Here is a 13,453-nt window from a genome sequence, read left to right as displayed (position 1 = left end):
GCGGATGTCTGCACAGCCCGGCCGCGACGGAGCGGACCGCAGGTTCTCGGCGCTGCCCGGCCGCCCGGGGAAGATCGTCGCCGTCCACCTCAACTACGTCTCCCGCGCCGACCAGCGCGGGCGCCGGCCCGCGGCGCCGTCCTACTTCCTCAAGCCGTCGAGCTCGGTGGCGCCGTCCGGCGGCACCGTCGAGCGTCCGGCCGGGACCGAGCTGCTCGCCTTCGAGGGCGAGATCGCGCTCGTCGTCGGCACCACCGCCCGGCGCGTCGCCCTCGCCCGGGCGTGGGACCACGTCGGGTGGGTCACGGCGGCGAACGACTTCGGGCTGTACGACCTGCGCGCGGCCGACAAGGGCTCCAACGTCCGCTCCAAGGGCGGCGACGGGTTCACGCCGATCGGCCCCGGCCTGGTCGACGCGCGCACGGTCGACCCGGGGGCGCTGCGCCTGCGGACCTGGGTCAACGGCGAGCTCCGGCAGGACGACACGACGGCCGGCCTGCTGTTCCCCTTGGCCCGGCTCGTGGCCGACCTCTCCCAGCACCTCACGCTCGAGCCCGGCGACGTCATCCTCGCCGGCACGCCCGCCGGCTCCTCCGTCGTCGTCCCGGGAGACGTCGTCGAGATCGAGGTCGACGCACCGGACGCACCCGGGGCGCCGACCTCGGGCCGGCTGGTCACGACCGTCACCCAGGGCGACCACCCGTTCGACGACGGCCTCGGGGCGCTGCCCGGCGTCGACGACACGCAGCGCGCCGAGGCGTGGGGCTCCCCCGACGCCGCAGGCCTGGAGCCCGCACCCGCACCGTTCCGCCTCACCACCGAGCTGCACGACAAGCTCGTCCGGGCGCCCGTCGCAGGCCTCAGCGCGCAGCTGCGCAGACGCGGCCTCGACGCCGTGACCGTCGACGGAGTCCGGCCCCTGCACCCCGACGCGAAGCTCGTCGGCACCGCACGCACCCTGCGGCTCGTCCCGGGCCGGGAAGACCTGTTCGCCCGCCACGGCGGCGGGTACAACGCGCAGAAGCGGGCGTTCGACACCCTCGACGAGGGCGACGTCCTCGTCATCGACGCGCGCGGCGACGCCGGGTCCGGCACGTTCGGCGACATCCTCGCCCTGCGTGCCCACGCGCGCGGCGCCGCCGGGATCGTCACCGACGGCGGGGTCCGCGACCACGACGCCGTCGCCGCCGTCGGCATCCCGGTGTACTCGGCCGGCGACCACCCCGCCGTCCTCGGTCGCCGGCACGTGCCCTGGGAGGTCGACGTCGCGGTCGGGTGCGGCGGGACGACCGTCGAGCCCGGCGACGTCGTCGTCGGGGACGCCGACGGCGTCGTCGTGATCCCACCCGCGCTCGTCGAGGAGGTCGTCGACGCCGCCCTCGCCCAGGAGGAGGAGGACGGCTGGATCGCCGAGCAGGTCGCCGCCGGCCACCCGGTGGAGGGCCTGTTCCCGATGGACGCCGGGTGGAGAGCGCGGTACGACGCATGGCGCACGGGCAGATGAGCGAGACGGCGCGCACGCGCAGCAAGTCGCAGCAGGCGTACCACTGGATCCAGGAGCGGATCGCCGGCGGGGAGTTCACGCCGGGCTACCGCCTGGTCCTCGGCTCGATCGCGCACGAGCTCGACATGAGCGTCGTGCCGGTGCGCGAGGCGATACGCCGGCTCGAGGCCGAGGGGCTCGTCACGTTCGAGCAGCACGTCGGGGCGCGCGTCGCGATGATCGACGACTCCCAGTACCGGCAGAGCATGGAGGCCCTCGCCCTCCTCGAAGGGGCGGCCACCGCGCTCGCGGCCCGGCACCTGACGGCCGACGACCTCCGGCGGGCACGCGACCTCAACCGCCGCCTCGTCGAGTCGTTGGACGACTTCGAGCCGCACCTGTTCACCTCGCTCAACCACCGGTTCCACGCGGTCCTGTTCGCCGCGTGCCCGAACCCGCGGCTGCTCGCGCTCGTCGACGCCGAGTGGGTCCGGCTCGGGCACCTGCGCGACTCGACGTTCAGCTTCGTGCCCGGACGCGCGCACGAGTCCGTGCGGGAGCACGATGCCCTCGTCGACCTCATCGAGTCCGGCGCACCCCTGGCGGACGTCGAGCGGGCCGCGCGCGGGCACCGCTCGGCGACGCTCGCCGCCTACCTCAGCCACGAGCACCCCGACGAGGCGCCGGCCGCAGCCGGCGTGACGACCGTCTGAGAGGTGGGACCCATGGGTGGGACCAGCACGGGCACGGTGGCGCCCCGCCACCTTCCGGCCGACCTCCCCGACCGCATCCGGCACTACGTCGGCGGGGAGCACGTCGACTCCGTGGACGGCACGACGTTCGAGGTGCTCGACCCCGTCTCGAACGAGACGTACCTGCACGCGGCGGCCGGCAAGGCGGCCGACGTCGACCGGGCCGTCGCCGCGGCGCGGCGCGCGTTCGAGGACGGGCCGTGGCCGCGTCTGCTCCCCCGCGAGCGCTCCCGGGTCCTGCACCGGGTCGCCGACATCGTCGAGGAGCGCGACGCCCGGCTCGCGGAGCTCGAAAGCTTCGACTCGGGCCTGCCGATCACGCAGGCGCTCGGCCAGGCTCGGCGGGCCGCCGAGAACTTCCGGTTCTTCGCCGACCTGGTGGTGGCGCAGACCGACGACGCGTTCAAGGTGCCCGGGCGCCAGCTCAACTACGTCAACCGCAAGCCCATCGGCGTCGCCGGGCTGATCACCCCGTGGAACACGCCGTTCATGCTCGAGTCGTGGAAGCTCGGCCCCGCCCTGGCGACGGGGAACACCGTCGTCCTCAAGCCGGCGGAGTTCACGCCGCTGTCGGCGTCGCTGTGGGCCGGGATCTTCGAGGAGGCGGGCGTGCCCGCGGGCGTGTTCAACCTCGTCCACGGGCTCGGCGAGGAGGCGGGCGACGCGCTGGTGCGGCACCCGGACGTCCCGCTGATCTCGTTCACGGGCGAGAGCCGGACGGGGCAGCTCATCTTCGCGAACGCGGCACCGCACCTGAAGGGCCTGTCGATGGAGCTCGGCGGCAAGTCGCCCGCCGTCGTCTTCGCGGACGCCGACCTCGACGCCGCCGTCGACGCGACGATCTTCGGGGTGTTCTCGCTCAACGGGGAGCGCTGCACCGCGGGCAGCCGGATCCTCGTCCAGCGGGAGGTCTACGACGAGTTCGTCGAGCGCTACGCCGCGCACGCGCACCGCGTCGTCGTCGGGCTCCCGCACGATCCGGCGACCGAGGTCGGTGCGCTCGTCCACCCGGAGCACCACGCGAAGGTCATGGGGTACATCGAGATCGGCAGGTCGGAAGGCCGGCTCGTCGCCGGTGGCGGACGTCCCGAGGGCTTCCCGACCGGGAACTACGTGGCGCCCACCGTGTTCGTCGACGTCCCGCCGGACGCCCGGATCTTCCAGGAGGAGATCTTCGGGCCCGTCGTCGCGATCACGCCGTTCGACACCGACGAGGAGGCGCTCGCGCTGGCGAACGGCGTGCGGTACGGGCTGGCGGCGTACGTGTGGACGAACGACCTGCGGCGGGCGCACACGTTCGCCCAGTCGCTCGACGCCGGCATGGTGTGGCTCAACAGCAACAACGTCCGCGACCTGCGCACCCCGTTCGGCGGCGTGAAGGCGTCCGGGCTCGGCCACGAGGGCGGGTACCGGTCGATCGACTTCTACACGCACCAGCAGGCCGTGCACGTCACGCTCGGCGAGGTGCACCAGCCCACCTTCGGGAAAGGACGCCGACCGTGAGCACCGACCCGATCCCGACGCCGTCGTCCCCGCCGCCGGACGTGCTGCGCTGCGCCGCCATGGAGCTCGTCGTCACCGACCTCGCGGCGTCGCGGCACTTCTACGTCGACGTCCTCGGCCTCGTCGTCACCGAGGAGGACGACACCTGCGTCTACCTGCGCACGTTCGAGGAGTTCATCCACCACAACCTCGTCCTGCGCCAGGGGCCGGTGGCGGCCGCCGCGGCGTTCTCCTACCGGGTCCGCTCCCCTGCCGACCTCGACAGGGCGGTCGCGTTCTACCGCGAGCTCGGGTGCCGGGTCGAACGCCGGGCGGACGGCTTCGTGAGGGGCGTCGGGGACTCGGTGCGCGTGCAGGACCCGCTCGGGTTCCCGTACGAGTTCTTCCACGACGTCGAGCACGTCGAGCGGCTCGCGTGGCGCTACGACCTGCACCCGCCGGGCGTCCTGGTGCGGCTCGACCACTTCAACCAGGTCACGCCCGACGTGCCGCGGGCCGTGCGGTACATGGAGGACCTCGGGTTCCGCGTGACCGAGGACATCCAGGACGCGGCCGGGACCACGTACGCGGCGTGGATGCGCCGCAAGCCCACCGTGCACGACACCGCGATGACCGGCGGGAACGGCCCGCGCCTGCACCACATCGCGTTCGCGACGCACGAGAAGCACAACGTGCTGGCGATCTGCGACCTGCTCGGCGCGCTGCGGATGTCCGACCGGATCGAGCGGGGCCCTGGCCGGCACGGCGTGTCCAACGCGTTCTACCTGTACCTGCGCGACCCCGACGGGCACCGCGTCGAGATCTACACGCAGGACTACTACACCGGGGACCCCGACAACCCGGTCGTCACCTGGGACGTCCACGACAACCAGCGCCGCGACTGGTGGGGCAACCCCGTCGTGCCGTCCTGGTACACCGAGGCGTCCCTCGTGCTCGACCTCGACGGGAACCCGCAGCCCGTGCTCGAGCGCACCGACACCAGCGAGCTGGAGGTGACGATCGGGGCCGACGGGTTCTCGTACACCCGCGAGGGCGACGCCCCCGACGCGCTCCCGAGCTGGAAGCAGGGCGAGTACAAGCTCGGGCACCAGCTGTGACCCCGCGCGCCGCGACCGGAGGACAGCGTGCTGCCGACTGAGACGATCACGGCGATCGCGGACGAGCTCGCGACCGCGGAACAGGACCGGGCGACCGTGCCGCTCCTGACCGCGCGCCACCCGGGCATGACCGTCGACGACGCGTACGCCGTGCAGCGCGAGTGGCGGCGCCGGGCCGTCGCCGCCGGACGTCGACCGGTCGGCCGCAAGATCGGGCTGACGTCGAAGGTCATGCAGGCGGCGACCGGCATCGACGAGCCGGACTACGGCGCCATCTTCGCCGACATGGTCTACGAGGACGGCGCGGTGATCGAGCACGGCCGGTTCTCGAACGTCCGCATCGAGGTCGAGCTCGCGTTCCGCCTGTCGGCACCCGTCGACGGCCCGGACGCCACCGTCGACGACGTGCTGGCCGCGACCGAGCACGTGGTCCCGGCGCTGGAGATCCTCTCCTCCCGGGTCGAGCTCGCGGGCCGCACCATCGTCGACACGATCAGCGACAACGCGGCGATGGGGGCGATGGTCACCGGTGGCACCCCCGTCCGGGCCGGCGACGTCGACCTGCGCTGGGTCGCCGCGCTCCTGCACCGCAACGGGACGATCGAGGAATCCGGCGTCGCCGCCGCCGTGCTCGGCCACCCCGCCCGCGGCGTCGCGTGGCTGGCGAACAAGCTCGCCCAGCACGGGGACCGGCTCGACGCCGGCGACCTGGTGCTCGCGGGCTCGTTCACGCGCCCGATGTGGGTGCACCCGGGCGACACCGTGCTCGCCGACTACCGAGACCTGGGGACGATCACATGCCATTTCACATGACGCCGACGTTCCGCGACGCGCTCGCGACCGCGGTGAGCGGGCCGGCCGCCCGGCCGCTCGCCGGCATGTGGGTGTGCTCGGGCAGCGCACTGGTCGCAGAGATCTGCGCCGGGTCCGGGCTCGACTGGCTGCTCGTCGACATGGAGCACTCGCCCAACGGGCTGGAGTCGGTCCTCGCGCAGCTCCAGGCGGTCGCGGCCTACCCCGTGACCCCGGTCGTGCGGGTGCCGGTCGGGGACGTCGTGACGATCAAGCAGGTGCTGGACCTCGGTGCGCAGAACCTCCTCGTCCCGATGGTGTCGTCGGCGCAGGAGGCGCAGGCCGTCGTCGAGGCCGTGCGCTACCCGCCCCGCGGTCGCCGGGGTGTCGGCGGGTCGCTCGCCCGGTCGGCCCGGTGGAGCAGGGTCGACGGCTACGCCGAGGACGCCGACACGCACGTCTCGCTCGTCGTGCAGGTCGAGACGGCGCAGGGCGTCGCGTCCGCGTCCGCGATCGCAGCGGTCGACGGCGTCGACGCCGTGTTCGTCGGGCCGTCCGACCTCGCCGCCTCGATGGGTCACCTCGGCCGGCAGGACCACCCGGACGTGGTGGCCGCCGTCCACCGCACGTTCGACGCGGTGCGGGCGGCGGGCAAGCCGGTCGGCGTCAACGCGTTCGCCCCGGCCCTGGCGCGCGCGTACGTCGACGCCGGGGCCGCCTTCGTGGCGGTCGGCGCCGACGTGACGCTCCTCGCGCGGGGGTCCGAGGAGCTCGCCCGGCGGCTCGCGCCCGCGACCGACGACCCGGAGCGGGCGGGCTCCTGATCAGCCCACCCGCCCGGGTCCGTCGGTCGAGCCCGTCTAGCGCACGTAGTGCCACTCGTACCCGAGCTCGTAGTGCGCCCCGAACTGCTGGATGTGCACCGAGTACTCGTGCCCGGCCAGGACGTGGTCGCCCGTCGAGAAGGTGATCGGGACGGGGGTGAAGACCTCGTTGTGGAGCCCGGCCTTGATCTCGGCGACGAGGGCGTCGTAGCCGTCGCCGGCGAGCCCGCCGACGGCCGCACCGACGACCGGACCGATGCCCGGGATCGCCGCCCCGACCACGGCCGTCGCGAGAGCGTCGCCCGCGTTGGTGGCGGCCTCGACGACCTTCTCGCGCACCTTGCCGCCCACCTTGTCGATGAGGTGCGTGAAGTCGTCCGCGAGCCCCTCGTTGTCCTGCTCGACCACGAGCAGGACAACGGTGAAGGTCCGGGGGTACGTCACACCTCCCGGCGGGTGCAGGTCCCAGTCCACGAGGACGAACGGGTTCGTCGCCCAGGGTCCGCGGACGGCGTTGTCGGTCACGTCACCGATGAGCGGTGCGATGTACATGGGGACGTCGGGTCTGCCGTCCGCCCCCTTGACGACGACAGCGCTGTCGAACCCGAGGGCCGACATGTAGACCTCGTCGTCCCCTCCTTGGAAGCCGCTGTCGGTGGAGTCGTGCTCGAGAAAGTGCCGGAGCCGGAACTGCAGCCGCTTCGGCGCCTTGTACAGGGTCTTGGCCATCGGAATCTCCCTCTGGTGCGCGGGGGCGCGTGGCATCACGCGCCCCCTGGTGGGGTGGACCGGCACCGAGGTCCGGGCCGGTCCTGGAGATGCCGATGCTTCGCCGGGACGACAGTGGGCGAAATCGGGGGTTTCCCTAAGGCATGTCGTCGTCGGGCGCCGGGGCCCCGTCGGCCAGCCAGCGGCCCAGCTCGGCGCGGGACCGGATCCCCAGCTTCCGGTACGCGCTCGCGAGGTGGGCCTCGACCGTCTTGGGGCTGATCGCCAGACGGGCTGCCACCGCGCCGTTCGTGAGCCCCGACCCTGCCAGCTCCGCAACGCGCCGCTCGCTGGGCGTGAGCGTCGAGGGGCGTCCGGAGCCCACTCCCAGACCGTCACGCTGCTGCTCGGCGTTCGCCGCCCACGCTGCCGCGCCGACCTCACGGAAGAGCCGTGCGGCGACCTCGAGGCTGGCCCGGGCCGCGGCGCGCATGCGGCGGCGTCGCTGCCACGAGGCGACCACGAGGTGCGTGCGGGCCAGCTCGTACCGCGACCCGATGCGCTCGAACGCCGCGAGCGCCCGCCGCAGCGAGTCCCCCGCGCCGGCCGGGTCGCCGCCGGCGAGCAGGAGCTGCGCCCGGCCTCGGCACCCGACCCCCTGCACCCAGGGTGTGCCCGCCCGAGCACCCCATTCCTCGAACAGCTCCACGAGCGGGACGGCGCGGTCTGGGCGGCCCGTCGCCACCCACGCGTCGACCGCGTCGGGGAAGGCCCACGTGACGACGGGCTCGGCCACGCCGAACAGGAGCAGCACGTCGGCGACCGGTTCGAGGTGCTCCACGGCCGCCCCGGGCTGCGACGACGCCAGCGCCAGGGAACCCAGTGCCGCGGACGCCGCCAGTCGCGGGAGCAGGTGCTCGACTCCGTGCGAGTGCTCGAGCAGACGCGCGTGCTCCTCGTGGGCCTGCGCGGCGTCGCCCGACCACGACGCCAGGACGACCCGGGACGCGAGCGCGGTCGCGACCGTGCTGCCGTCGCCGTCCAGGGCGGCCCGGTCGGAGAGCTCGGCCACGGAGGCCCGGGCCTCGGCGAGGTCGCCGGCGAGCACGGCCGCCTCCGCGACACGCGCGAGCAGCTGCCCTCGGCCCGCCTCGAACCCCAGGTCGTCGTACCGGGCTCGCGCGACCGCCAGGCCCGCGCGTGCCCGCTCCAGGTCGTGGGACCACAACCGGACGAGGGCGTCGTCGAGCGTCGGCCAGCGAGCCGCCGGCGACGGCCGGACCGGGTCCTCGGCGGCGAGGGCCAGGGTGAGGCGCACCTCGTCGACCCCGCTGCCGGTGAGGAAGCCCAGGAGCGCGACGGCACCCGTCGCCTCGGCGACCACGGCCGGCTCGCCCGTCGCCCGCGCGCTGGCCTCGGCCCGTACCGCCCAGTCCCGCCCACGGTGGACGTCGCCGACGTTGATGCAGGAGAACGCGAGGTCGATCGCGAGCCCGCTCTGCGTCACGGCGTCGGAGCCCGCGTCGTCGACGGCGCTCTCCAGCTGGGCGACGGCGGTCGCGAAGTCCTCCTCCAGGTAGGCGACGTGCGCCAGCACGGCGCGGGCGGCGGCCCGGACCGGGCCCGGTGGGGTCTCGTCCACCAGCGTCGTCGCGAGCGCGCGGGCGTCCGCGTGCTCCCCTGCCTCGAAGTGGTCGACCGCAGCGGCGAGCCGGAGCGCCGGGCTGCGCGCACCGCGGTCCAGCGCGAGCTGCAGGAGAGCGGCGGCGGCGGAGGGTGCTCCCCGGTTCCGCGCGCTCGCCGCCGCCTGCTCGAGCGCCGCGCGGGTGGCCGGGCTCAGGCCGACCTCCCCGAGCGCGGAGTGCCGTGCCCGCTCCTCGACGTCGGCGGCCGCCACCGCCAGGCGGCGGTGCACGGCGCGCAGCGATGCCGGGTCGGCGGACCCGTAGACGACCTCGCGCCACATCGGGTGGGCGAACTCGAGGCGGTCGCCGCGCCAGCGGACCATGCCCGCCCGCTCCGCCGGCACCAGGACCGTGCCGGCGTCGACGATCCCCGCACGCGCGAGCACCGCCGCCGTCGGGGCGGCCAGCGCGCTGCAGGTGAGCAGGACGTCGCGCGTCCGCTCGGGCTGCCCCGCGAACGTGCTCCGCATGCTCACGGTGAGGGCCGAGGGGAACGCCGTCCGCGACCGACCGTCCGGGTCGAGGGTGCGTGCGAGCTCGAGCGCGAACAGGGGGTTGCCCCGCGACGTCGCCTCGATCCGCCGCACGACGGCGGGGTCGACGGACGCGTCGAGGCGGTCCGCGAGGAGGGACCGGAGCTCGGGGCGTCCGAGTCCGCCGAGCGCGATCGAGGTGACCGCGCGCGGGTCGGGGACCACGTCCCGGAGCGGGTCGTCGAAGCCGTCACGCACCGTGGCGACGAGGACGAGCCGCTCGACGCACCGGCGGACCGCGTAGGTCAGGGCACGGATCGTGGGTTCGTCGAGCCACTGGGCGTCGTCCACCGCGACGAGCAGCGGCTGCTGCCTGGCCGCCCGCGTCAGGAGGCCCAGCGTCCCGGCGCAGACCGTGCGGACGTCGGGTGCGGTCGTGCCCACCGTCCCGCGGAGCATGACGGCGTCCAGCGCCAGGTGCTGCGCGGCCGGCAGGTCCGGCAGCAGCGCGACCAGCGGGTCCAGCAGGTCCGTCAGCCCCGAGTAGCTCCACCGGGCCTCGGCACTCGTGGGCGTGCCGGCGAGGACACGGTAGCTGCGCGCGGTCGCCAGGTCGCGGACCTCACGGAGCAGCGACGACTTCCCGATCCCGGCCTCCCCGTGCACGGACAGCACGGTGGGCCCCGACGTGTGCTCGTCGAGCACCCGCCCGACGGTCGCGAGCTCCGCGTCGCGCCCGAACAGGGCCGCTCCCATGAGCGCATCGTCCCGCACGCCGCCGATACGGCGTCGGGGACCGCCCGCCGGGCGGACGACGACGCACCACCGGCAGGGCGGCGGGTGCGTCGGAGTCGCGCAGGCGTCAGCGCGCCCGCAGGACCAGGAGGAACTGACCGCCGCCCGGCTCGACGTCCGCGGTCACCCGAAGGCTCGGGGCGAAGCGGGAGAGCCGGTCGACGAGCCAGGCAGCCGCGTCCTCGCCGTCCGCCCTCGTCGGGCACCGCGCCACGACCTCACGCCCACCCTTGCCGGTCAGCCGGTCGACGGTCGCGACGATCGGCGCGGGGTCCACCACGAACAGCGTCGACGGCCATGCGACGACCGGCTTCACCGCGCCCTTACGGGTGTTGCAGGCCCGGTGGGCCAGGCGCTCGGAGCCGGGTGCCGGCTTCTTGCCCTTCGGCGTCGCCCCGCCGTCGATGCTCGGACCGCGGTCGGCGTTCACCGACGCGTCGGGGTCGACCGGTTCGTCGCAGAGCCAGCATCGCCAGCCGTCCCGCTCGCCGACCTCGTGGAGGGTGCTCATGGCCGGAGGCTACGGGGCGCTGCCGCGTGCACCAAGCCGCCCTCACCTTGGTGAGCGCCCGCGAACCCTGCCGACCGCCTTGCCCGCCTCGACGACGAGGAACACCCCGACCGCGAGGACGAGCGGCACCCACCACCCGCGCCACGGCACCGCCGCCGACCCGAACAGCGTGTGCATGAACGGCGCGTACACGAACACCGCCTGGAGCACGACGAGCGACCCAGCGGAGATCCACAGGACCCTGTTGCCCCGCAGCACGTCGAGGCTGAGGCTCGACCGGTCGGTGAACCGGCAGTTGAACAGGTACGCGAGCTGCCCGAACGCGAGCATCGTCACGGCCGTCGTCTGCGCCTGGTCGACCGTCATGTGCCCGTCGCGCTCGACGAAGAACACCACGAGCGTCGCCGCGCCGATGAGCGCGGAGACGAGCAGGATCCGCCGCAGCGCCGCCCCGCCCAGGATGGACGCGTCGGCGTCGCGCGGCGGCCGGTCCATGATCCCGGGCTCGGCCTTCTCGTAGGCGAGGGCCAGCGACAGGGTGACGGCGGTGATCATGTTGATCCAGAGCACCTGCACCGGTTCGAGCGGCATCGTCAGCCCGAACAGCACCGCCACGAGGATGACGAGGGCCTGCGCGCCGTTCGTCGGCAGCAGGAAGAGCACCGACTTGCGGACGTTGTCGTAGATCCTGCGACCCTCTTCGACGGCGCGCTCGATGGTCGCGAAGTTGTCGTCCGCGAGCACGACGTCGGCGGCCTCCTTGGTCGCCTCCGTCCCCTTGATGCCCATCGCGACACCGACGTCGGCCTGCGTGAGGGCGGGCGCGTCGTTCACGCCGTCCCCGGTCATCGCGACGACCTGCCGGTGCGCCTGGAGGGCGGAGACGATCCGGATCTTGTGCTCGGGGCTCGTGCGGGCGTACACGTCGACGTCGCGCACGACACCGCGCAGCTGCTCGTTGCTCATCGCCTCGAGCTCGGCGCCGGTCAGCACCACGGGCGCGTCGCGGTCGACGTCCGCGGTCCGGTGGGCCGGGCGCCCGTCGGGGGTGAGCAGCCCGAGCTCCTGGGCGATCGCCGTCGCGGTGCCGGCGTGGTCGCCGGTGATCATCTTCACGGTGATGCCCGCGCGGTGGCACTCCGCGATCGCGTCGATCGCCTCGGGCCGCGGCGGGTCGACGATGCCCACGAGCCCGCACAGCTCGAGGTCCCGCAGGTCGTCGTCCTCGATCGACACCGCGTCCGCCGGAGCGGACCGACGGGCGGCCGCGAGCACCCGCAGCCCGTGCGAGCCGAGCTCGTCGACCTGGGCCAGCCAGAACCCCGTGTCGACCGGCTCGGACGCGCCGTCGGGCGTCGCCTGCGTCCGGCACAGCTCGAGGACCCGGTCCGGAGCGCCCTTGACGTGCAGGACGGTGACCGCGCGCTCGTCGTCCCGGTCCAGGGTCGCCATGTACTTGACGGCGGAGTCGAACGGGAGGACGGCGACGCGCCGCCAGGCCGACGTGCCGGTGCCGGCCTTCAGGGCGAGCGTGCGCAGCGCGCCCTCGGTCGGCTCACCCACGAGCGACCACCCGTCGGCGGACCGCACGACCTGGGCGTCGTTGCACAGCGCCATCGTGTCGAGCAGGGCCTCGACGTCCGGGTGCTCCCCCGCGACGAGCTCCTGGCTCGCCACGGTGAGGCCGCCCTCGGGCGCGTACCCGGCACCGGCGACCTCGACCGTGCCGTGCGCGGTCCGGACGGTCCGTGCCGTCATCTCGTTCTTCGTGAGCGTGCCGGTCTTGTCCGAGCAGATGGTGCTGACCGAACCGAGCGTCTCGACGGCGGGAAGCCGGCGGGTGATCGCGTTGCGGTCCGCCATCTGCTGCACGCCGAGCGCGAGCGTGATCGTGACGAGCGCCGGGAGCCCCTCGGGGACCGCGGCCACCGCGAAGCCGATGGACGCCGACAGGAGGTCGTCGACCGACAGGTGGTGCACGGTGTGCCCGATCACCGCCATCAGCACACCCATCACCAGGATGAGCAGCGCGATCTGCGTGCCGAACCGCCCGAGCTGGCGGGTCAGCGGCGTGGCGAGCTCCTCCGCCTCGGCGACGAGGCTCTGGATCGCGCCGATCTCCGTCGCCGCGCCCGTCGCGACGACGACCCCCTCCCCCGAGCCGGCGGCGACGATCGTGCCGGAGAACAGCATGCTCGACCGGTCCCCGACGCCCGCCACGGCGTCGACCGGTGCCGGGTCCTTCGTCGACGGGACGGACTCGCCCGTCAACGCCGACTCCTCGACGCGCAGGTTCGACGCCGTCAGGAGACGGACGTCCGCCGGGACCCCGTCGCCCGCGCGCACCCGCACGACGTCCCCCGGCACCACCGCGGCGGCGTCGACCTTCGTCCAGGCGCCGTCCCGACGGACCTCCGCCCCGGGCGACAGCATCTTCCGGATCCCGTCGAGCGCGCTCTCGGCCCGGCCCTCCTGGATGAGCCCGACCGCGGCGTTGACGACCGCGACCAGCAGGATCACCGCGAAGTCGATCCACTCGCCGAGGATCGCCTTGAGGCCCGCCGCGACGAGCAGCACGTACACGAGGACGTCCTGGAAGTGCGAGAGGACCCGGCGCCACAGGGGCGGTCGTGGCGGCAGCGGGAGCTCGTTGCGGCCGACCTCGGCGAGCCGCTGCTCGGCGGTCGCGGCGCTCAGCCCGTCGGCGCCCGAGCCGAGTGCGTCGAGGACCTCGTCCCCGGACAGCGACCAGGCAGCACGGACGAGGTGGCCCGGTGACTCGACTGGTGTGAGCACAGGGCCATTCAACTGGTGAACCCGGATGCCGCAC

The 13,453-nt window shown here is 74.1% G+C and carries 10 protein-coding genes; 6 read left to right on the top strand and 4 right to left on the bottom strand.

The features are described from left to right. Positions 1 to 4: 4 nt before the first annotated feature. The 6 genes from Cch01nite_RS09240 to Cch01nite_RS09215 are packed head-to-tail and all read left to right on the top strand — an operon-like array spanning position 5 to position 6,451. Positions 5 to 1,504 carry a fumarylacetoacetate hydrolase family protein gene (locus Cch01nite_RS09240; protein ID WP_203751740.1) on the top strand — a complete coding sequence of 500 codons (1,500 nt, stop codon included), beginning with the start codon at positions 5 to 7 and terminating at the stop codon, positions 1,502 to 1,504. After that, a complete protein-coding gene (locus tag Cch01nite_RS09235; RefSeq protein ID WP_373309915.1) occupies positions 1,486 to 2,196 on the top strand; it encodes a GntR family transcriptional regulator in 711 nt (236 codons plus the stop codon). The genes Cch01nite_RS09240 and Cch01nite_RS09235 overlap by 19 nt, the downstream gene beginning before the upstream one ends. Before the next feature lie 12 nt (positions 2,197 to 2,208). Then, the gene (gene hpaE / locus Cch01nite_RS09230; RefSeq protein ID WP_203751737.1) at positions 2,209 to 3,738 is read left to right on the top strand and encodes a 5-carboxymethyl-2-hydroxymuconate semialdehyde dehydrogenase; all 1,530 of its coding nucleotides are present in this window, start codon (positions 2,209 to 2,211) and stop codon (positions 3,736 to 3,738) included. Next, entirely contained in the window at positions 3,735 to 4,835 is a 1,101-nt protein-coding gene (gene hpaD, locus Cch01nite_RS09225) for a 3,4-dihydroxyphenylacetate 2,3-dioxygenase (protein WP_203751734.1), read from the top strand. Before hpaE ends, hpaD begins: the two co-directional genes overlap by 4 nt. 27 nt (positions 4,836 to 4,862) lie before the next feature. Beyond that, the gene (locus Cch01nite_RS09220) at positions 4,863 to 5,648 is read left to right on the top strand and encodes a 2-keto-4-pentenoate hydratase (RefSeq protein WP_203751732.1); all 786 of its coding nucleotides are present in this window, start codon (positions 4,863 to 4,865) and stop codon (positions 5,646 to 5,648) included. Continuing rightward, a complete protein-coding gene (locus Cch01nite_RS09215) occupies positions 5,633 to 6,451 on the top strand; it encodes an HpcH/HpaI aldolase family protein (RefSeq protein ID WP_203751720.1) in 819 nt (272 codons plus the stop codon). The genes Cch01nite_RS09220 and Cch01nite_RS09215 overlap by 16 nt, the downstream gene beginning before the upstream one ends. A gap of 36 nt (positions 6,452 to 6,487) precedes the next feature. Here the strand turns inward: Cch01nite_RS09215 and Cch01nite_RS09210 are convergent, their stop codons facing one another. The 4 genes from Cch01nite_RS09210 to Cch01nite_RS09195 all read right to left on the bottom strand — a co-directional run bounded on the left by Cch01nite_RS09210 (position 6,488) and on the right by Cch01nite_RS09195 (position 13,419). Further along, positions 6,488 to 7,180: a hypothetical protein gene (locus Cch01nite_RS09210; RefSeq protein ID WP_203751717.1), complete on the bottom strand. Its 693-nt coding sequence runs from the start codon at positions 7,178 to 7,180 to the stop codon at positions 6,488 to 6,490. Positions 7,181 to 7,316: 136 nt separating this feature from the next. Beyond that, positions 7,317 to 10,073 (bottom strand): AAA family ATPase, encoded by a 2,757-nt coding sequence (locus Cch01nite_RS09205; protein WP_203751714.1) that lies wholly within the window; start codon positions 10,071 to 10,073, stop codon positions 7,317 to 7,319. 106 nt (positions 10,074 to 10,179) lie between these two features. Beyond that, positions 10,180 to 10,623 carry a hypothetical protein gene (locus Cch01nite_RS09200; RefSeq protein WP_203751711.1) on the bottom strand — a complete coding sequence of 148 codons (444 nt, stop codon included), beginning with the start codon at positions 10,621 to 10,623 and terminating at the stop codon, positions 10,180 to 10,182. 42 nt (positions 10,624 to 10,665) lie between these two features. Beyond that, positions 10,666 to 13,419 carry a cation-translocating P-type ATPase gene (locus tag Cch01nite_RS09195; protein WP_203751708.1) on the bottom strand — a complete coding sequence of 918 codons (2,754 nt, stop codon included), beginning with the start codon at positions 13,417 to 13,419 and terminating at the stop codon, positions 10,666 to 10,668. Positions 13,420 to 13,453 lie beyond the last annotated feature (34 nt).

Source organism: Cellulomonas chitinilytica, assembly GCF_016862675.1.
GTDB lineage: Bacteria > Actinomycetota > Actinomycetes > Actinomycetales > Cellulomonadaceae > Cellulomonas > Cellulomonas chitinilytica.
Note: the sequence above shows the minus strand (reverse complement) of the source record. Positions and strands in the feature narration are given on the sequence as shown.